The sequence below is a fragment of the Thioalkalivibrio thiocyanodenitrificans ARhD 1 genome, from assembly GCF_000378965.1.
GTDB lineage: Bacteria > Pseudomonadota > Gammaproteobacteria > Ectothiorhodospirales > Ectothiorhodospiraceae > Thioalkalivibrio_A > Thioalkalivibrio_A thiocyanodenitrificans.
On the sequence record NZ_KB900536.1, the window covers coordinates 3,001,320 to 3,019,684 of the forward strand.

Here is an 18,365-nt window from a genome sequence, read left to right on the forward strand (position 1 = left end):
CCATGGCGCCGGTCCGGGCCTGTCGGGTCCGGCGCTTTGCACCCCCAAACTCAACAAAAACACGCCAACCGCGACCCCCATAGCCGATGCTGCTTGCCGTCCTTTCGGGATTCCTCATTGCCGCCATCGCCCCCTGGGTCCACCGGTTCAGCGGTCGGCACAGCGGCTGGGTGCTGGCGGTCCTGCCCGGGGCCCTGTTCGTCTACTTCCTGGGTTTCATCCCCGAGATCGCCGACGGCGGCCAGGTGCGCTTCGTCTATCCCTGGGTGCCCGGGCTGGATATCCAGCTCTCGTTCCTGGTGGACGGGCTGTCCCTGCTGTTCGCGCTGCTGATATCGGGCATCGGCTTCTTCATCGTCTCCTACGCGGGCCGCTACCTGGAGAAGCACCGGGATGTGGGACGTTTCTACGTGCTGATCCTGGCCTTCATGGGCTCCATGCTGGGCCTGGTGCTGGCGGACAACCTGGTCGCCCTGTTCGTGTTCTGGGAGCTGACCAGCATCACCTCCTACCTGCTGATCGGTTACAACCACGAGGACGCCCGGGCACGTTATTGCGCGTTGCAGGGGCTGTTCGTCACCGTGGGCGGGGGGCTTGCGCTGCTCGTGGGTCTTGTCATGCTCGCCGTGGCCGGCGGCAGCTATGAACTCTCGGAGATCCTCGCCGGCGATGGCTTGCAGGAGCACGCGTGGTACCTGCCCATTCTGCTGCTGGTGCTGGCGGGCGCCTTCACCAAGTCCGCCCAGGTCCCGTTTCACTTCTGGCTGCCCAACGCCATGGCGGCGCCCACGCCCGTCTCCGCCTACCTGCATTCCGCCACCATGGTCAAGGCAGGGGTGTACCTGCTGGCGCGTCTCAATCCGGGGTTGGGCGGCACGGACGAATGGCTTCTGATCCTGTCCCTGTTCGGCGGCGTGACCATGCTGACGGGCGTCTTCCTGGCGGCGCGCAGCACGGGCGTGAAGCAGGTGCTTGCCTACTCGACGGTCATGGCGCTTGGCACGCTCACCATGCTCATCGGCGTGGGCACGGAGACGGCCATCATCGCGGCGGTCACCTTTCTCATGGCGCACTCGCTCTACAAGGGCGCGCTGTTCCTGATCGCGGGCATCCTGGATCACGAGGCCGGCTGCAAGGACTTTCTGCAGACCGGCGGTCTGCGCAGCGCCCTGCCGGTGACCACCTTCTTCGCCGCCATCGCGGCCCTCTCGCTGGGCGGCGTGATCCCCATGTTCGGCTTCATCGCCAAGGAACTGATGCTGGAGGCCGTCCTGGAGGCCCCGACGGTCTCGGGTGTGCTCACGGCCCTGGCTGTCGCCACCGCCATCCTGGGCGTGCTGGTGGCGGCCGTCGTCGGCATCAAACCCTGGTTTGGCCCACGCGTGAAGACACCAAAGGACCCTCACCACGAAGCGCCTCCGGCCATGCTGGCCGGCCCCGCGGTGCTGGGCAGCCTGGGCCTGCTGTTCGGGCTTGCGCCCATGCTGCCGGAATGGGGCGTGCTGGGGGCTGCGGCCGGTGCCGTGTACGGCGCTCCGCTGGACCCGAACCTGTCGCTCTGGCACGGCATCAACGCGCCGCTGATGATCAGCGCCGCGAGTCTGCTGCTGGGCTTAGCACTGTACACGCAATGGGACCGTTTCCGCGCCGCCTTCGCGTGGCTGGACGGGGTCGCCGGCAGCATCGGCCCGGAACGCCAGTATGACCGCACCATGGCGGGCCTCGTCCGGATCTCGGACTGGCAGACGCGCGTGCTGCAGAACGGCTACCTGCGTTACTACCTGATGACGATCCTGATCATGACCCTCGTGATGGTCGGTGTCAGTGCGGAGCTTTACGGGATCTCGGTCGGGGAACTGTCCTTCGCCGACATACAGATCCAGGAGTGGACCGTGCTGGGCATGCTGCTGGCCGCGGCGGCCGTTGCGGTGGTGATCCGCTCGAGACTTGCGGCGGTGGCCTCTCTGGGGGCGGCGGGCTTCGGTGTCGCGCTGGTGTATGTGCTGTTCAGCGCACCCGACGTGGGCATCACCCAGGTGCTGGTGGAAACCCTCACGGTGCTGCTGCTGGTACTGGTGCTGTTCCGGTTGCCCGGGTTCCTGGACCTCTCCACGCCCCTGGTGCGGGCACGCGATGCGCTCATCGCCCTGGCCGTGGGCGGCATGATGACCCTGATCATGCTTTCCACCCTGCACATGCGGGCCCACGAAAGCATCTCCGCCTACCACGTGGCGGAGAGCATGCCCTCCGGGTACGGGCGCAACATCGTCAACGTGATCCTGGTGGATTTCCGTGCCCTGGATACCCTCGGTGAGATCTTCGTGTTGGCACTGGCCGCCGTGGGTGTCTACGCCATGATCAAGCTGCGCGCGGAGGACCGGAAATGAGCACCATGCATTCCCTGATCCTGCGCACCGCAGGCAATTTCCTTCTGCCCCTGCTGCTGCTGTTCTCCATCTTCCTGCTCCTGCGCGGCCACGACGAGCCGGGAGGCGGCTTCATCGGCGGGCTGGTGGCGGCATCGGCCATCGTGCTGAACCTGTTCGCCCTGGAGATCAAGTCGGCCAAGGCGGTTCTCTGGGTGGACCCCCGCCATGTGCTCGGTATCGGCATGACACTGGCGGTGCTGTCCGCAATACCGGCCGTGTTCATGGGCGAGCCCTTCTTCACCGCCCAGTGGCTCACCTTCGAGGTTCCCGCCGTAGGCGAGCTCAAGGTGGGCACGGTGCTGATGTTCGACATCGGGGTGTACCTGGTGGTGATCGGGGCGGTGCTGACGATCATGTTGTCGCTGGCGGAGGCGGAGGACTGATTTGAAGTGGGAAGGGTGAATTGGGAAGTGGGAATGGAAGTACGAAGTGAGAATTGGGAAGTGGGAAGTGGGAAGTGGGAGATAACAAGTGAATTGATGGGGGCAGGGAGGCTCCGGGGATATGGACGACTTGCAGGGCAGGACGAAGCGGCTGGCGCTTGAGGTGATCCGGCTGGTGGGGAGATTGCCGGGGTCCACGGAAGGCCGAATCATCGGCAGGCAGGTGCTGCGCTCGGCGACATCGGTGGGCGCGCACTATCGGGAATGCCGGCACAGTCGCTCCCGGGCGGAGTTCAGAAGCAAGCTGGGCCTCGCGTTACAGGAGCTTGAAGAGACGCTCTACTGGCTGGAGCTGCTGAAGGAATCCAATGTGTCCGCGGGCCCGAGGCTTGCGGCGCTGATGAACGAATGCGACGAGTTGATCGCCATACTGATCACATGTATCAAAACGACCAGACAATCGGGCAGACGTTGATGGCCAACGCAAGGGTGAACGAAGCGGGCTCCCATTCCCACTTCCCAATTCCCCCTTCCCACTTCAGGAGCGTTTCCCCATGGAAACGCTGATGGCCTTCGCCGTCGGCGGCCTCTATGCCGCCGCCGTGTACATGATCCTGCGCCGCTCCATCGTGAAGCTGGTGATCGGGCTCATCCTGCTGTCCAACGCGGCCAACCTGCTGATCTTCACGGCGGCGGGCATGGACCGGGGCCTTCCGCCGCTGGTGGCCGAGGGTGCGCTGGTGCCGGACGGACCGGTGGCGGATCCGCTGGCGCAGGCGCTCATCCTCACGGCCATCGTGATCGGTTTCGGCGTGCTGGCCTTTGCCGTGGTGCTTATCCACCGGGCCTACGAGGTGGTCGGTGCCGATGACATGGACCAGATGAAGGATACCGACACATGACCACGGTGGTGGCGTTGCCGGTCATCATTCCGCTGCTGGCGGGCGCCGTGTCGCTGGCCCTGTGGCAGTCGCGCCTGGCCCAGCGCGCCATCGGCGTGATCGGCACGCTGGCGCTCATGTGGGTGTCGGTGGATCTGTTGCTTGCCACCTGGCGCGAGGGCATCCTCGTGATGCACATGGGCAACTGGCAGGCGCCGTTCGGGATCGTGCTGGTGTCCGACATGCTCGGGGCCATCATGGTGGTGCTCACCGCCATCATCGGCCTGGCGGTAGCCGTCTACTCGCTGTCCGGCGTGAGCGCGCGCCACGAGCACTTCGGGTATTACCCGCTCATGCACCTGCTGCTGGCCGGCGTCAACGGCGCCTTCCTGACAGGCGACATCTTCAACCTGTACGTGTGGTTCGAGGTCATGCTGGTGGCCTCGTTCGCATTGCTGATCCTGGGCGGCGAACGCGCGCAGATGGAAGGGGCCATCAAGTACGTCACCCTGAACCTGCTGTCCTCCGTGCTGCTGCTCTCGGGCATCGGACTGCTCTATGGCCTGACCGGCACCCTCAACATGGCCGATTTGGCCGTGAAGCTGGCCGACGTGGACGACCCGGGGATCATCACAGTCATCGCCATGCTGTTCATGGTGTCGTTTGGCATCAAGGCGGCGGCGTTTCCGTTCTTCTTCTGGCTGCCGGCCTCCTATCACACGCCGCTGGTGGCCGTGTCGGCACTGTTCGCCGGCCTGCTCACCAAGGTGGGGGTGTACGCGCTGTTCCGGGTATTCACGCTGATCTTCGACCAGGACGTGGGCTATACCCACACGTTGCTCCTGTGGATGGCCGGGCTGACCATGCTCACGGGCGTGCTGGGCGCCGCGGCGCAGTTCGAGATCCGGCGCATCCTGTCGTTTCACATCATCAGCCAGATCGGCTACATGATCCTCGGGCTCGCCCTGTTCACCCCGCTGGCTATCGTGGGCGGCGTGTTCTACATCATGCACCACATCATCGTGAAGGCGAACCTGTTCCTGGTGAGCGGCGTGGTGCACCGCCTCAAGGGCACCCATGACCTCAAGAAGCTGGGCGGGCTGTACCGCACGCACCCGTGGCTTGGTGTGTTGTTCATGGTGCCGGCGCTCTCGCTGGCCGGGCTGCCGCCGTTGTCCGGATTCTTCGCCAAGTTCATCCTGATCCGTGCCGGCGTGGAGGTCGAGGCCTGGTGGATCGTGGGGGTCGCGCTGCTGGTGGGCCTGCTGACGCTCTACTCCATGATCAAGATCTGGGCGGAGGTCTTCTGGAAGGCCCAGCCCGATGGCGGTGACGGGCAGGCAGCGGCGGTGTCCGGGCAGGGCGGCGGCCTGTGGCTGATGGTGTTGCCGATTGTCGGGCTTGCCCTTATGACCCTGTTCATCGGTCTGTATGGCCAGCCCATCTACCTGCTGGCCGAGCGCGCGGCCCACGAGATGCTCAACCCCGCGCTCTACATCGACGCCGTGCTGGGAGGGCGGGCCACATGATCGCGCTCACCTGGAACATCATCCTGGCGCTGATCTGGGTGTCGCTGTCCGGCCACTTCACCGCCATCAACCTGTTCATCGGTTTCGTGCTGGGTTATCTGATCCTGGCCTATGCGCTGCGCGACCTGCCCGCGTTCGCCAACTACGCGGGCAAGGGGCCGCGTTTCGTGCGCTTCGTGGGCTTCTTCATCAAGGAACTGGTCAAGTCCAACCTGCGCGTGGCCCATGACGTGCTCACGCGCACCCATCACATGCGCCCGGCGGTGATCGCCTTTCCGTTGATAGCCCAGAGCGACGGCGAGATCACCATCCTGGCGAACCTCATCTCGCTCACCCCGGGAACGCTGAGCCTCGATGTCTCCAGTGACCGGAAGGTGCTCTACATCCACGTCATGTATTTCGATGACGAGGAGGAGGTGCACGCCAGTATCCGGTACATGGAGACCCGGATGCTGGAAGTGCTGCGCTGACGCGGAGGAATCATGCTCACTGTCGCCTCGTTCATCGCTTATGTACTGCTCGGTCTGGCGCTGCTGTTCAGCCTGATCCGGTTGGTGCGCGGCCCCAGTCTGCCGGACCGTGTGGTGGCGCTCGAACTGATCGCATCGCTCACGGTGGGTTTCATCGCCGTGTACGTGATCACCAGCGGCAAGACCGCATTCCTGGACGTGGCCATGGTGCTCGCGCTGACCGCTTTCCTGGCCGCCATCGGCTTCGCCAGGTACCTGGAGAAGGGAGGGCATCGCGAAGATGATTGAGTGGGTGACCAGCTTCTTCCTGATCATCGGCGCCGGCTTCATGCTGGTGGCCGGCCTGGGTGTCTGGCGCATGCCGGATCTGCTCACCCGCATGCACGCCACCACCAAGGCCGGTGTGCTCGGCGCCGGCCTCATGCTGGTCGGGGTGGGCGTGTACTTCTGGGAGGTCAGCGTGCTGGTGCGCGTCGTTGCGGTGATCGGCTTCATCATGCTCACCGCGCCCGTGGCCGCCCACATGATCGGCCGTGCCGGGTACTTCGTGGGCGTGCCCTTGTGGGAAGGCACCCTCAAGGACGAACTCAAGGGGCGCTACGACGAGGAGACGCACATTCTGGCGAGTCCGCCGACCGCCGAAGGCGGTCGGAAGGATGAAGGATAGCCTTTGGAAGGATGAAGGATGAAGGATGAAGGTTAAGTTAAACCCCTGATCTCCCCCCCTCATGGGGAGGGCCGGGGTGGGGTGGTTTCATTCAACCTTCATCCTTCAACCTTCAACCTTTGACTCAACCACCTCCAGCTCCACGTCCACGTTGCCCAGCAGTGCCTTGTGCACGGGGCACAGGTCCAGCATGCGGTGGAACGTCTCCCGGGCCATTTCATCCAGGGTGGTGGCGATATGAAGGGTCACGCACAGTGATTCGACGGTGCATCGCCGGATGCTTACCTTCCACCGGATTTCAAGGCGCATGGCGGCGGGCAGCCGGCGGCGTTCCATGAAACGGCCCGCGAATTCGGACAGGCAGCCGCCCAGGGCGAGGGCCAGGTGCTCCACGGGACACAGTCCGTAAGCGCCGTCCCCGGCCCGGGGCCCGCCTTGCGGCTCCACCTCCAGCGTGCTGTCGTCCCGGCGGCGCAGGATCAGCAGTCCCTCGCTGGGCGCACGTGCCCCGTGGCCTCCCATGGGACAGATGCCCTGCGATGACGGGGGGGCGGGTGCGGGGGTGGCGTCCGGTTCCATGATCTAGGAGGCTAGAACCCCACAAGCTCCGGGGAAACAACCTGTTTGGGATATGACCGTACCCTGTATATGGGATACGCGCATGGAGATCGGCCGGGACAGAGCGGGCCGACGGTTCATTCAGGTACTCAATTGAATCATGTATGGCGCGCGCCATAGTACCATGCGCCTTGCGGGGCGGATCACCGCGTGTTCCGGCAGGACGGGCGCGCGCTGATCCGCCGGGCACCCGCAGTCACGATCATCCCGGGAGGCGGCAATGCCGGATCATCGGATATCCAGGGGACAGCAATCGCGTTCGAACGGCCGCGGAGACCTGTGGCCCTCGGCCCGGTATCACCGGCTCGTGCGGTCACTCGAACGGCGCGTGGGTGAGGAGATCTACATCTCCGTCGTCTCCTTCAACGGGGCCTTCCGCAAGGAGGGCCAGCCCTACCGGCTCCTGGCCGTGACCCCCTATCCGAGTCCCCGCGCGCATCCGCATCCCCCGAAGCGGGCCTATCCGCACATGCTGGTTCTGGAGTCCGTTCGCGGGGCCGGTCAGAAAGACATTGACTGGCGCAGCGGCCAGTACCACGGCGGGGCCGTCAACCTGGCCCATGTGGGCACCATCACCACGCGCCCTTTTCCGCAAAGGGCCGGAGAGTTCCTCTACGCCAACCTGGACCTGCTGGCCGCCTACTACGGCCGTTCCACCGCCGCCCTGCTGGCCGACCGGGTGGTGCCCGCGCGCGCCTGCGTCGAGTCCGGTATGCCCGCTGGCCGGGGTGGACAGCCTTCGCTGCCGGCCGGTTCCGATTGCGGCCCGTCCAACTGAACCGGCCGGCCCGTCGTGCCGGGCCGCCCGACTCGAAGGACTTGACCTGGAGTCAGCTCCAGGTCGTAGTCTTGGTTTCTGATGAACCGCCCCGACAATCGCGGAGGCTGGTCACGGATCGGGACGGGGATCCGAGGGTGTTCCAGGGCAGCGCCGTCAGCGCTGGCTCCGGGGCGTATCTTCGACCATCTCCACTGAGACGGATCGGGGGAAGGATGTCAAAACCCCGGGCGGCGTAATGACCCGAGGAGGAACGGCCATGGCGATCGAGATCGAGATCTTCGCTTCGCCCGGCTGCACCAAGTGCGGCCATGCGAAGGACGTGCTGCGCCGGCTGGTGGACGAGGTGGGCGCAGGGCGCATCCACTGGCGCGAGGTCAACGTGCTGGAGGAACTGGACCACGCCGTGGAGGTCGGCGTGCTGACGACACCGGCCATTGCCATCGACGGCGTCCTGGTGTTCGCGGGTCTGCCCCGGGCCGCGCAACTGCGCGGTGAACTGCAGCGCCGGCTCGGAGGGGCGGCGTGATGGAGATCTGGCTGCTCGCCGGCGCCGCTGCACTCGGCATCCTGTCGTTCTTCGAGCCCTGCACCATCGCCACCCACACGGTCTTCGCGGCGCGCACCCATCGCGGCGCGTCGGGGCATCGGGCCGCGGAACTGATCCTGCTGTGGGCGACCCGAAGCCTCCTGTGTGTCGGGCTGCTCCTGCTCGCCGTGACCTGGATTCCCTCGGGGCTCCCGGGGCCGGCGACGGCGATCACTGCCCTGCTGGTCATGGGCAGTGTCTATCTGGTATCACGCTATCTCTACGTCCCCGTGCCCCATCTGGCGTTCCATCGCCTGCTGCCCGGCGGAGCCCGTCTGCCGCACGCGATGCAACTGGGCCTCACGCTGCCCGCCTGCACCATCCCGCTGTTTGCGGTGGTGGCCGGCCTGAGTTCGGTGGTGGGCGATACAAGGCTCGCGGTCGCGGCGGGGCTTCTGTTTGCGGGCCTGTTCACACTGCCCACGGCCTGGGCCGGCTGGCACGGAGTGGGCGAGGGGACGCAGCGTGTACTCACCGCGGCGGCGCGATCGGTGCCGGTGCTTACCGCATTACTGCTTTTCGGTGCCGCGCTGCTGATCGTTCTCAATACATGGGATCTCGATCTGGATGCCTATGCCGCGGGGCTCGATGCGGGGGGCATCGCAGCCCTGGCGATCGCCTTCGGCGCCGGCGTGCTGTTCAGTTTCAATCCCGTGGCATTCGGCTCGATCCCCGTGGCTATCGCCTACGTGACCCGGGCGCGCACCCAGGGCGAGGCCCTGAAGCTCGGCGGTGCATTCATTGCGGGTCTGGTGCTGACCCATGTGCTGCTCGGTGTTTTCGCCGCCCTGGCGGGCGGTTTCGCCGCGGTGCGATTCTTCGGTCGGGAATGGGGTCTGGTGCTCGGTCCCCTGCTCATTGTTCTGGGTCTGATCTGGGCCGGCTGGCTGCGCGTGCGTCTGCCCTGGTTCGGCCTCCGGGGGCGGCGGGTGAACGGGTCCCTTGGGGCCTTTGCCCTGGGCATCCCTTTTGCCGTGGCCCTGTGCCCGTTCTGCACGCCTGTCCTTCTCGTGGCGCTGACCACGGCGGCGGCGGTCGGCTCCGTGGCTTTCGGTGCCGCTCTGCTGCTGGCCTTCGGCCTGGGCCGGGCGGTGCCCATCGCCCTGGGCGCCTGGAGCATGGGCTGGCTGGAGACACTGGAACCGTTGCGACGCCATCAGCGTCTGTTTGAGCTCATCGGTGCGCTGGTGCTGATCGCGGTGGGGGTCTACCTGATCCATGAATATCTGTTCCCGGCATGAACAAGGCGCGCCTGATCACCATCGGTGAGGCAGCACGGTCCCTCGGCGTCGGGGTCGACACGCTGCGTTACTACGAACGGATCGGCCTCGTGCCGAGGCCCGCTCGTACCCCGGGCAACGCGCGGCTCTACGACAGCCGCGACATGTCGCGGCTGCGCTTCATACGGCGCGCGCAGAAGATGGATTTCAGCCTCGAGGAGATCGGTGTGCTGTTGCGCATGCGCGCAGATCCCGCCAACGCGAAGGACGAAGTGCGCAGGCTGACGGCGCGCAAGCTGGAGATCACCGATGCCCGGCTCAGGGAGCTGACGCAACTGCGTGACGAACTCCGTCTGCTGCTCAACCTCTGTAAAGCGGGTAGCGAGGGTTGTGCCATCCTGGACGAACTCGATGCGCCGGATGATGCCGGCCAGATGTAAAAACGCATTGCTCATGGATGGAACCCCGATAGGACCCGGTGTATGAACTACTCGCCGTTTGCACGATCATACCAGCACACGGTGCCGCGGCGCGGTGCCGGTGAGGTGAATCATGCAGCAGGAAAAACCCGTCCCGGGCCACGTGGATCCGGAAAGCACTGTGGATACCCGCTACTGGCATGCGCTTGACGACGGGCGCGCGCAGTGCGATCTCTGCCCGCGCTACTGCAAACTGCGCGAGGGGCAGCGCGGGCTGTGCTTCGTGCGCGCCAACATGGGCGGGCGGGTGGTGCTGACCACCTACGGGCGCTCCAGCGGCTATTGCGTCGACCCCATCGAAAAAAAGCCGCTCAACCACTTTCTGCCCGGTACCCCGGTGCTCTCCTTCGGCACTGCCGGCTGCAACCTGGCCTGCAAGTTCTGCCAGAACTGGGACATCAGCAAATCCCGGGAGATGGACACCCTCATGGACCGGGCCGACCCGCAGACCATCGCGCGCGCCGCCGAGCGGCTGGGCTGTGCGAGCGTGGCCTACACCTACAACGACCCCATCATCTTTCACGAGTACGCCATCGACGTGGCGAAGGCCTGCCGGGAACGGGGGGTGCGCTCGGTGGCGGTCACCTCGGGTTATGTGTGCGAGGAGCCGCGCCGTGAATTCTACGCGTACATGGACGCCGCCAACGTGGACCTCAAGGCCTTTACCGAGGACTTCTACCACAAGGTGACGGGCGGTCACCTGCAGCCGGTGCTCGACACCCTGGTCTACCTGAAGCACGAGACCCGCGTCTGGCTCGAAACCACCACCCTGCTCATCCCGGGGCTCAATGACTCCGACGAGGAGCTCGACGAGATGACCCGCTGGGTGGTCCGGGAACTGGGGCCGGACGTGCCCATGCACTTCACCGCCTTTCATCCGGACTGGAAGATACTGGATCGCCCGCCCACGCCGCGCGTCACCCTCACGCGGGCACGGGAGATCGCCCTGCGCAACGGCGTGCGCTACGCCTACACCGGCAACGTCCACGACCCGGCGGGGCAGAGCACCTGGTGCCACCACTGCGGCAGGCGCCTGATCGAGCGCGACGGCTACGTGCTGGGGGAATGGAATCTCACCGAGGATGGGCATTGCCGCTTCTGTGCCTCCCCCTGTGCCGGGGTGTTCGAAGGTCCGGCCGGGCAATGGGGCAGCCGGCGCATGCCGGTGCGGCCGGGCGAGTACAGCGAGGCGGTGTCGGGCGAGAAGCTCTCGTAGGATGGGCAAAGCGCAGCGTGCCCATGCGGTCCCGGTCGGCCGCACCGCATGGGTCCGCTTCGCTTGACCCATCCTACGGGACTCACCCCTGACCCCGCGCGCCCGGGATCGACGAGCCCGCCCCTGCGTTCAGCGCTGCATGCCGCCCCGCATTCCGGGTCCCATGCCGCCGCCCATGCCGTCCTGCATGCCCGGCATCATGCCCGTGCCGCGCGGCCCTGAACGCATCCGTTCACGCTGCTCGTCGGTGAGCAGGGCGCGCATCTCGTTCATGGCCTTGACCCGTGCCTCGATCATGGGACGCTTGAGTTCCGCCATGCGGGCGTGGGCCTGACCGACCGCCGCGGGATCGGGACTTTCAGACGCCATCAGTTCGTGCATGTCCTCCTTCGCTTCCATCAGCTGGCCCATGCGCTCCCAGTTCTGGCGGCGCAGTTCCCGCTGGATGCGGCGCATCTCGACCTGTTGTTCGCGGTCGAGATCCATGCCGTACATCATGCCCATGCCGCCCGGGCCCATCATGCCCATGCCGCCATGGCCCATCATGCCGCCGGGGCCCATCATGCCCATGCCGCCACGACCCATCATGCCCATACCTTGACCCTGCATCATGCCCTGCATCATCGGGCAACCGCCCATCATGGCGCCTGGGCCCATCATGCCCATCCCGCCGCGCTGCTGCATCATGGGTCTGTTGTCCGGGTCACCCATGGGCATGCCGTGCTGGGCGGTCCAGGCGGCCGCCGGTGCGAAGGCCAGCGTGAGCAGGCCGGCGGCGACCAGGTGTCTGATTGATTGCGTTGTCTTCATGGGGATACTCCTCAGTTGTGTCGTCGGTGTAAAGGTTCGTTGGACGATCCCGCCGTGCCGGCAGTGGTACTCACCGGCTCGGGGGAGGATGGGAAAATTGCACTGTCACCGGCTCGTCCGCACCGGGCAGCGTGATCGTGATCTCGATGTCGTGGACGCCTTCGCCACGCAGGTTGAAATAATTTCCGAACGTGACGGTATCGGCGATGCGCATGATCTCGAGTTGCCGTGTCGTTCCCCGGCTTCCCCTCAGGGCGACGTATGCCTGCACCGCCGCCGTCTCGATGCGTTCTCCGCTCTGCGCGTCGAACAGGGCGACGGTGACATGGTGGGAATCGCGCCCGCGCGGGATGCCGCCGTGCATGGCGCGCTCAGGATGGTCTGCGGGATGGCCCCGGATCATGGCCGCGGGCACCACGCCCAGATAGACGGCGATACCGTGCGCGATCCTGGCGCTCTCGTCCTGGCCCGCTGCCGACACGGGCAGGCCCAGCACGGCCAGCAGCATCATCGTCGTCGCATGTCGCAGTGCCCTTGCAGGTTTCACGGTGTTGTCCTCCGCCGGGTTTTCATCGCTCGCCCTTCAGTATCGAGCGCCGCAGCAGCATCGAGTTGCCGATCACCGAGAGCGAGCTGGCGGTCATGGCGATCACGCCGATCATGGGGTGCAGCAGGCCGATGGCGGCTATGGGGATGGCGACCACGTTGTAGAAGAAGGCCCAGAACAGGTTCTGCACGATCTTGCCGAAGGTGGCCCTGGAGAGCCGGATGGCCTCGACCACCTTGGTCAGCTCGCCGGACACCAGGGTGACGTCGGCGGCCTCGATGGCCACGTCGGCGCCGGCGCCGATGGCGATGCCCACGTTGGCCTGCTTGAGCGCGGGGGCGTCGTTGATGCCGTCGCCCACCATGGCCACGCGGGGGCCGAAACGCGCCTGCAGCTTGCGGATCTCGTCCACCTTGCCCTCCGGCAGCACGCCGGCGAGCACCTCGTCGATGCCCACCTCGTCGGCAACGGCACGGGCTGCCCGCTCGTTGTCGCCGGTGACCATGGCCACCTTGAGCCCCAGTGCGTGCATGGCCTCGATGGCGCCTTTGGAGTCCGGCTTCACGGCGTCGGCCACGGCCACGATGCCGACCGCATGGCCGTCCCGGGCCACCAGCACGGCGGTCCGGCCCCGGGCCTCCAGGCGGGACAGATCCCCGTCCAGCGCATCCAGGCCCTCGATGCCGGATTCCTCCAGCAGACGCCGGTTGCCGATGAGCACCTGCCTGCCGTCCACGGTTCCCTCCACCCCGCGGGCGGTGACCGACCTGAAATCCTGCACCTGCCCCGGGTTCACGCCCCGCGCTTTCGCGCCGTCCACAACGGCCCGGGCGAGGGGGTGCTCGGAGGCGTTTTCCACGGCGGCGGCAAGCCGAAGCACCGTCTGTTCGTCGCCGTCTGTGGCGACCACCTCGGTGAGTTCCGGCTCGCCCCGGGTGATGGTGCCGGTCTTGTCCAGAACCACCATGCGGATGTCCTTGAGCGTCTGGATGGCCTCGCCGGAGCGGATCAGGACGCCGCGCTCGGCGCCCAGACCGGAACCCACCATCAGCGCGGTGGGCGTGGCGAGCCCCAGGGCGCAGGGGCAGGCGATCACCAGCACCGCGATGGTGGCGAGTATCGCCAGGATCACGGAGGTGGCTTCCGGATTCACCCAGGGCAGGAACGTGGCGCCCCAGTCAAGGATCGGGCGCATGGGCTCGGGGAAGACCAGCCAGGCGAGCAGACTGGCGAAGGCGATCACGATCACCACCGGTACGAACCGGGCCGTGACGCGGTCGGCAAACTCCTGGATCGGGACCTTGGAGGACTGGGCCTGTTCCACCAGTTTGATGACCTGGGAGAGGAAGGTGTCGGCGCCGATCCGGGTGGCCCTGACCTTGAGCCGGCCTTCCTTGTTGATGGTTGCGCCCAGCACGGTGTCTCCCGGCGCCTTGTCCACGGGGATGGATTCCCCCGTGGCGATGGATTCGTCGACGTGGCTTTGACCTTCGACCACTTCGCCGTCGGTGGGGATCTTCTCGCCCGGACGCACGATCATCACATCGCCGATGGCCAGTGCCTTGACCGGTACTTCCACTTCCTCGCCGTCGCGCTCCACACGCGCCGTCTTCGCCCCCAGGGTGAGCAGTTTTCTGATCGCCTGTGAGGCCCGTCCCTTGGCCTTGTTCTCCAGGTACCGCCCCAGCAGGTGGAAGGTCATGATGGTGGCGGCCATCTCGATGAACGAGGTCATGGGGAAGAAAAAGCCCACCAGTCCGATGAGATACGGCGGCAGGCTGCCCATGGAGATCAGCACGTCCATGTTGGCTGTGCGGTTGGTCAGCGATCGCCACGCGGAGACATGGGTGGCCCAGCCGCCGTACAGAAACACCACGGGCAGCGCCAGCAGCGCGATGACGGCCAGGTAACCGGGCACGGCCGCCACGAACATGTGCACCATCATCAACACCATGATCAGCGTGGTGGGCACCGCGGCAATCACGAAACGACGCCAGGCCCGGGTCAGGAAGATCTCCTCCACGTCCGATTCTTCCGCCTGCGCGCCGGTGGACACGGAGGCGACCTCGTAACCCGCCCGCTCGACGGCGGCCTTGAGCGCCTCGGGCGCGGGGCCGTCGGCGGTGCGTTCCACGACGACCTGGTGATTGGAGATATTGGTGCGGATCCCGCCCACGCCGCTCAGACGTGCGAGGGAGTCCTTCACCAGTCCCGCGCAGTGGTCGGAGCCCATGCCGGGCACCACCAGCCGGACTTCCGCGACGGACGCCGACTGACCGGAATCGGATACTGCGGCCACCTCGTAGCCCGCCCGCTCGACCGCCTTGCGCAGTTCCGCCGCGGTGACCAGGGCGGGATCGAAACCGACCTGAACGCGGTGGTTTGCAATGTTGGTGTGAACCTCGCTGATGCCGGGCAGCCGGCGCAACGAGGTGGAGACAATGCCGGCGCAATGATCCGAACCCATGCCCGGCACGGTGAGTTCGGCCAGTTGATCCTGACCGCCCGGCGCGCTCGTGTCTGTGCCGGCCTCGGTTACATGTTCATTGGACATGTCCATTTACCGCTTCTCCTGTCGGGGCGGAATCCTCACCGGGACGTGCCTTCCATGTGCAGGCGCATCGGCCGTGGATGCCTGTTCAGGCCGCATCGGAATCATTGCGCCACCACGGCCATCTGATGCCCTTCACCCGCCGGCAGTTCAATGGTCGCGATCAGCTCAAGGGACTGCTGATCGATCACCCGGATCACGGGTTCCCTGCTGCTGGACACGTACACCGTGCCCGTGCCGGGGATGGTGTTCAGGTGATACGGTGCGGGCGCCAACACCACCGAGCGCATCTCCCCGCTCGCGGTGTCCACCGCGGTCAGGGTCTCGGCCTGCTGGCTGGTGACGAACAGGGTCCGGCCGTCGTCGCCCATGTCCAGACCGTGTACGTTGGGTCCGATTTCGTAGGTTCCGGCCACCTTCCCGGTGTCCACCGACACCGCCGATACCGTGCCGGCGCGCGGATTGGTGACGAAGATGGTCTGCTCGTCCGCTGAGAACACCATGTGTTCCGGCCCCGGGCCGCCCTCCAGGCTGCGCACTGGTTTCCAGGTCGCCAGATCGATCTCGGTGACCGTGCCGTCGCCGCTGTTGCTGACGTAGGCGCGGTCCCCTTCCCGGGTGATCAGCGTGTAGTTGGGCGCCGGGCCGGTCGCGATGCGCCGCACGATCTGATCGGTGGTCATGTCCAGGACGCTGATGTCCCCGCGGGCGGTGTGGGTCGAGATCACATGACGCCCGTCCGGGGTGATTGCCTGGTGATGGGTCCAGCCGGCCACGGGGATGGTCAGCATCACATGGCCGTGGGCCGGGTGGATCAGGTAGAGACTGCTGGTGGGGCTCTCATGGGAGGCGCCCGCGGGCGCCGGTGTCTCCGAAAGGCTTCCGGCCACCAGGTACTCGCCGTCGGGTGTGACTACGAGTCCATGGGGGTTCTCGACGCCCTCGTAGCGCGCCGTGATCCGATGCGTGGCCGCATCCACGGCGATCACCTGGTTGCCGGCGCCCAGGGGGATGTAGACCGTGGGGCCGGCCATGGCGCCGAGCGGCCAGCCGAGCGCCGCCAGAAAGATCACTGTGCGAATGGATGGGAACATGACGGTCTCCTCGGGTTGTGCCGGGCGCTCATTTGCCGCTGAACAGGTACTTGATCACCGCGGCGAGACCCAGCACCAGCAGCGCCAGGATCAGAATCCAGATCAGTGAATGTCCCAGGCCGAAGCCCCACATCCAGCCGGTGCCTTGTTCGTGCATCATCGTTTTGTTCTCCTGACTCGTTGCGCATTGCCGCGCGGGCATGAAGATGGTGTGTATGGGGAGGTCTCTCCCCGGTGCGCCATGCCGCGTGAACGGCGTTCCCTGCCAGGTGGCATCTTCGGGAATGACGCGGGGCGCCGGACGCGGTCGTCCGGGCGGAGGGTCAGCCGGCTTTGGGCGGGCGGTGCGAGGGGGCGGTGTGCAGGTCGGTCAGGGAGGCGAACGGGGATTGCGGGAGGATCATGTGCGCCGGGGTGCCTGTGGCGGGCTCGGCGGGAAGGCTGGTGACAGGGCAATGCCCGCACTGTGCGCAGGGCGGGTCGCAGCACTCTGCGGCGGCTCCGTCATGCGCGAGCTCCGGCAGGGCTTCGAATGGGTCCGTGTGCCCGGCACCGGCGCGGTCCACGACGGTTTCCGGACAATCGGCGGCCGCGGTGTGGTCGCCCCCGGACAGACCGCCCATGGCCAGGGCACCGCCAAGAGGCGCCAGTATCAGCGATACGGCGATCATGAGCGCCAACAGAAGGCGGCAGGGGTGGGCCATGTGGGGCGGAACTCCCGATCAGTGACAGACCTTGCCTGGAGTTTAGCAACTGCGGGCCCATAAGCGAGCCCGGAATGGGCGGAGCATGATGCCGGTCAAGACATGCCGAAAACACCTTGGTGGGCCGGAACTGAGCCGCCGACGACGTATCGCGCAAGGGATCAGCGCCGCGCCCACCACAGGCCGAGAACCGGCAGCACGATCCATTGCAGCATGGGCGTCAGGCCCGCGCCGATCAGCGGGATGACGGGCATGATGTCCCGGTAGGCCCAGGCCTCCCGGATCTCGATGTTCAGCCATTCGCTGAAGATCGTATAGCCGAGCCCCAGGACCACCGCGATGATCCCGACACGTACATAGCCCTCACCCGGCCACGCGGGGGTACCAAGAACGAACAGCGCGACAGCGAGCGCGCTCAGGGCGATGAGGATGTCGCCCGCCGTGCAGTGCAGCCCGTAAAGGATGATCTGCTCCGTGGTGCCTGTTTCCCAGAGCGTGTAGAGCGGCATGTGGGCGAACTCCCACGCCAGGTTGCCGGCGGCGATGAACAGCAGGTATCGCCTGAGCACCTGCAGCCAGTTGCGTGTGCCGGACATGGGGATCATCGCGACCCGTGCCGTTCAGTGCGCCGTCGTATCAGCCAGCTCACGGCCGCGCCCACCGCCACGGCCAGGAGGGCCACGACGATCAGGGTGGGCACCGCCTGCCATGGCAACCAATGCCAGAGCAGCCAGTGTTCGAGGGTCATGCCGGGATCATGGGACATGTCCGCTGTATCCTCCGTGCTTCATCCTTCATCCTTCATCCTTCATCCTTCATCCTTCATCCTTCATCCTTCATCCTTCATCCTTCAACCTTCAACCTTCAACCTTCAACCTCCATCCTTTCAATCACTGAATGCCTGCCGCGCGCTGTTCCCGGCGGATCCAGGATATGATGTGTGCGGCGTCCTCGCCGTCCACCTCGGGTACCGGCGCCATGTCGCCGAACTGCCAGTGATGCTGGTGGGTGCCCCGGGCGATGGCGATGTAGAAGGCGAGATCCGAGTGGTGCGAGGGTTCGTAGATGCGATGGATCAGCGGCGGCCCCTGTTCCGTGCCGTGGGCATCGTTGCCATGGCATTGGGCGCAGTGGGCGACGAACAGTTCCTGTCCGCGACCGGCATCGGTCTGGAAACCCTCGGGCGGGATCTGGAAATCCTCGCGCGGGGTGACGGCCTGGGTCGGCGCCTCGGCCCGAGCCTGGGTGGCGGGCGGTTCACTTCGCGGGGGCTCCTGCGTGGCTTCGGGGGACTCGCCGCAGCCGGCCAGCAGCCCGAGGGATACCAGCGCGGCTATGAGTGTCTGGTTCGCTTTCATGACATTGCTCTCCCTTTAAAGTGGGAGGGGGGCGGTGGATAC

General features: G+C 66.1%; 23 protein-coding genes. 13 read left to right on the top strand and 10 right to left on the bottom strand.

Annotated features, from left to right (window positions below):
* Positions 1-86 precede the first annotated feature (86 nt).
* The 8 genes from THITHI_RS0114190 (at position 87) to mnhG (ending at position 6,359) form a co-directional block, all read left to right on the top strand.
* The gene (locus tag THITHI_RS0114190; protein ID WP_018233775.1) at positions 87-2,387 is read left to right on the top strand and encodes a putative monovalent cation/H+ antiporter subunit A; all 2,301 of its coding nucleotides are present in this window, start codon (positions 87-89) and stop codon (positions 2,385-2,387) included.
* Entirely contained in the window at positions 2,384-2,812 is a 429-nt protein-coding gene (locus tag THITHI_RS0114195; RefSeq protein WP_018233776.1) for a Na+/H+ antiporter subunit B, read from the top strand. The genes THITHI_RS0114190 and THITHI_RS0114195 overlap by 4 nt, the downstream gene beginning before the upstream one ends.
* 121 nt (positions 2,813-2,933) lie before the next feature.
* Positions 2,934-3,287 (top strand): four helix bundle protein, encoded by a 354-nt coding sequence (locus THITHI_RS0114200; protein ID WP_018233777.1) that lies wholly within the window; start codon positions 2,934-2,936, stop codon positions 3,285-3,287.
* 79 nt (positions 3,288-3,366) lie between these two features.
* The gene (locus THITHI_RS0114205; protein ID WP_018233778.1) at positions 3,367-3,714 is read left to right on the top strand and encodes a Na+/H+ antiporter subunit C; all 348 of its coding nucleotides are present in this window, start codon (positions 3,367-3,369) and stop codon (positions 3,712-3,714) included.
* Complete coding sequence (locus THITHI_RS0114210; protein WP_018233779.1) at positions 3,711-5,222, top strand: Na+/H+ antiporter subunit D; 1,512 nt, start codon at positions 3,711-3,713, stop codon at positions 5,220-5,222. The genes THITHI_RS0114205 and THITHI_RS0114210 overlap by 4 nt, the downstream gene beginning before the upstream one ends.
* Complete coding sequence (locus THITHI_RS0114215) at positions 5,219-5,692, top strand: Na+/H+ antiporter subunit E (RefSeq protein ID WP_018233780.1); 474 nt, start codon at positions 5,219-5,221, stop codon at positions 5,690-5,692. Before THITHI_RS0114210 ends, THITHI_RS0114215 begins: the two co-directional genes overlap by 4 nt.
* A 12-nt stretch (positions 5,693-5,704) precedes the next feature.
* Positions 5,705-5,980: a cation:proton antiporter gene (locus THITHI_RS0114220; protein ID WP_018233781.1), complete on the top strand. Its 276-nt coding sequence runs from the start codon at positions 5,705-5,707 to the stop codon at positions 5,978-5,980.
* Positions 5,973-6,359 (top strand): monovalent cation/H(+) antiporter subunit G, encoded by a 387-nt coding sequence (gene mnhG, locus THITHI_RS0114225; RefSeq protein WP_018233782.1) that lies wholly within the window; start codon positions 5,973-5,975, stop codon positions 6,357-6,359. The genes THITHI_RS0114220 and mnhG overlap by 8 nt, the downstream gene beginning before the upstream one ends.
* Before the next feature lie 105 nt (positions 6,360-6,464).
* Here mnhG and THITHI_RS0114230 read toward each other — a convergent pair whose 3' ends face one another.
* Positions 6,465-6,881, bottom strand: coding sequence for an OsmC family protein (locus THITHI_RS0114230; RefSeq protein WP_232199429.1), 417 nt, complete (start codon positions 6,879-6,881; stop codon positions 6,465-6,467).
* 403 nt (positions 6,882-7,284) lie between these two features.
* Here THITHI_RS0114230 and THITHI_RS0114235 point away from each other — a divergent pair, with 403 nt between their 5' ends.
* The 5 genes from THITHI_RS0114235 (at position 7,285) to amrS (ending at position 11,259) form a co-directional block, all read left to right on the top strand.
* Positions 7,285-7,755, top strand: coding sequence for a hypothetical protein (locus tag THITHI_RS0114235; RefSeq protein ID WP_156820561.1), 471 nt, complete (start codon positions 7,285-7,287; stop codon positions 7,753-7,755).
* Positions 7,756-8,014: 259 nt separating this feature from the next.
* Entirely contained in the window at positions 8,015-8,284 is a 270-nt protein-coding gene (locus THITHI_RS0114240) for a thioredoxin family protein (protein ID WP_018233785.1), read from the top strand.
* Positions 8,284-9,585 (top strand): cytochrome c biogenesis CcdA family protein, encoded by a 1,302-nt coding sequence (locus tag THITHI_RS0114245; protein WP_018233786.1) that lies wholly within the window; start codon positions 8,284-8,286, stop codon positions 9,583-9,585. The genes THITHI_RS0114240 and THITHI_RS0114245 overlap by 1 nt, the downstream gene beginning before the upstream one ends.
* Positions 9,582-10,004, top strand: coding sequence for a heavy metal-responsive transcriptional regulator (locus THITHI_RS0114250; RefSeq protein WP_018233787.1), 423 nt, complete (start codon positions 9,582-9,584; stop codon positions 10,002-10,004). The genes THITHI_RS0114245 and THITHI_RS0114250 overlap by 4 nt, the downstream gene beginning before the upstream one ends.
* A gap of 112 nt (positions 10,005-10,116) precedes the next feature.
* A complete protein-coding gene (gene amrS / locus THITHI_RS0114255) occupies positions 10,117-11,259 on the top strand; it encodes an AmmeMemoRadiSam system radical SAM enzyme (RefSeq protein ID WP_018233788.1) in 1,143 nt (380 codons plus the stop codon).
* A gap of 129 nt (positions 11,260-11,388) precedes the next feature.
* Here amrS and THITHI_RS0114260 read toward each other — a convergent pair whose 3' ends face one another.
* The 9 genes from THITHI_RS0114260 to THITHI_RS0114300 form a co-directional block, all read right to left on the bottom strand.
* The gene (locus THITHI_RS0114260; protein WP_018233789.1) at positions 11,389-12,069 is read right to left on the bottom strand and encodes a Spy/CpxP family protein refolding chaperone; all 681 of its coding nucleotides are present in this window, start codon (positions 12,067-12,069) and stop codon (positions 11,389-11,391) included.
* Between the two features lie 70 nt (positions 12,070-12,139).
* Positions 12,140-12,580, bottom strand: a complete 441-nt coding sequence (locus THITHI_RS0114265; RefSeq protein WP_018233790.1) for a hypothetical protein — start codon at positions 12,578-12,580, stop codon at positions 12,140-12,142.
* Positions 12,581-12,638: 58 nt separating this feature from the next.
* Positions 12,639-15,176: a heavy metal translocating P-type ATPase gene (locus THITHI_RS0114270; protein ID WP_018233791.1), complete on the bottom strand. Its 2,538-nt coding sequence runs from the start codon at positions 15,174-15,176 to the stop codon at positions 12,639-12,641.
* Between the two features lie 95 nt (positions 15,177-15,271).
* Entirely contained in the window at positions 15,272-16,261 is a 990-nt protein-coding gene (locus THITHI_RS0114275) for a YncE family protein (protein WP_018233792.1), read from the bottom strand.
* A 28-nt stretch (positions 16,262-16,289) separates the two neighbouring features.
* Positions 16,290-16,421 carry a hypothetical protein gene (locus THITHI_RS21110; RefSeq protein ID WP_018233793.1) on the bottom strand — a complete coding sequence of 44 codons (132 nt, stop codon included), beginning with the start codon at positions 16,419-16,421 and terminating at the stop codon, positions 16,290-16,292.
* Between the two features lie 163 nt (positions 16,422-16,584).
* On the bottom strand, positions 16,585-16,965 hold the full coding sequence (locus THITHI_RS19135; RefSeq protein ID WP_018233794.1) for a hypothetical protein: 381 nt from the start codon (positions 16,963-16,965) through the stop codon (positions 16,585-16,587).
* A 161-nt stretch (positions 16,966-17,126) separates the two neighbouring features.
* Positions 17,127-17,561 (bottom strand): hypothetical protein, encoded by a 435-nt coding sequence (locus THITHI_RS0114290; protein ID WP_232199430.1) that lies wholly within the window; start codon positions 17,559-17,561, stop codon positions 17,127-17,129.
* Positions 17,562-17,566: 5 nt separating this feature from the next.
* Entirely contained in the window at positions 17,567-17,731 is a 165-nt protein-coding gene (locus tag THITHI_RS20845; RefSeq protein ID WP_018233796.1) for a hypothetical protein, read from the bottom strand.
* Positions 17,732-17,855: 124 nt separating this feature from the next.
* On the bottom strand, positions 17,856-18,323 hold the full coding sequence (locus THITHI_RS0114300; RefSeq protein WP_018233797.1) for a cytochrome c: 468 nt from the start codon (positions 18,321-18,323) through the stop codon (positions 17,856-17,858).
* Positions 18,324-18,365 lie beyond the last annotated feature (42 nt).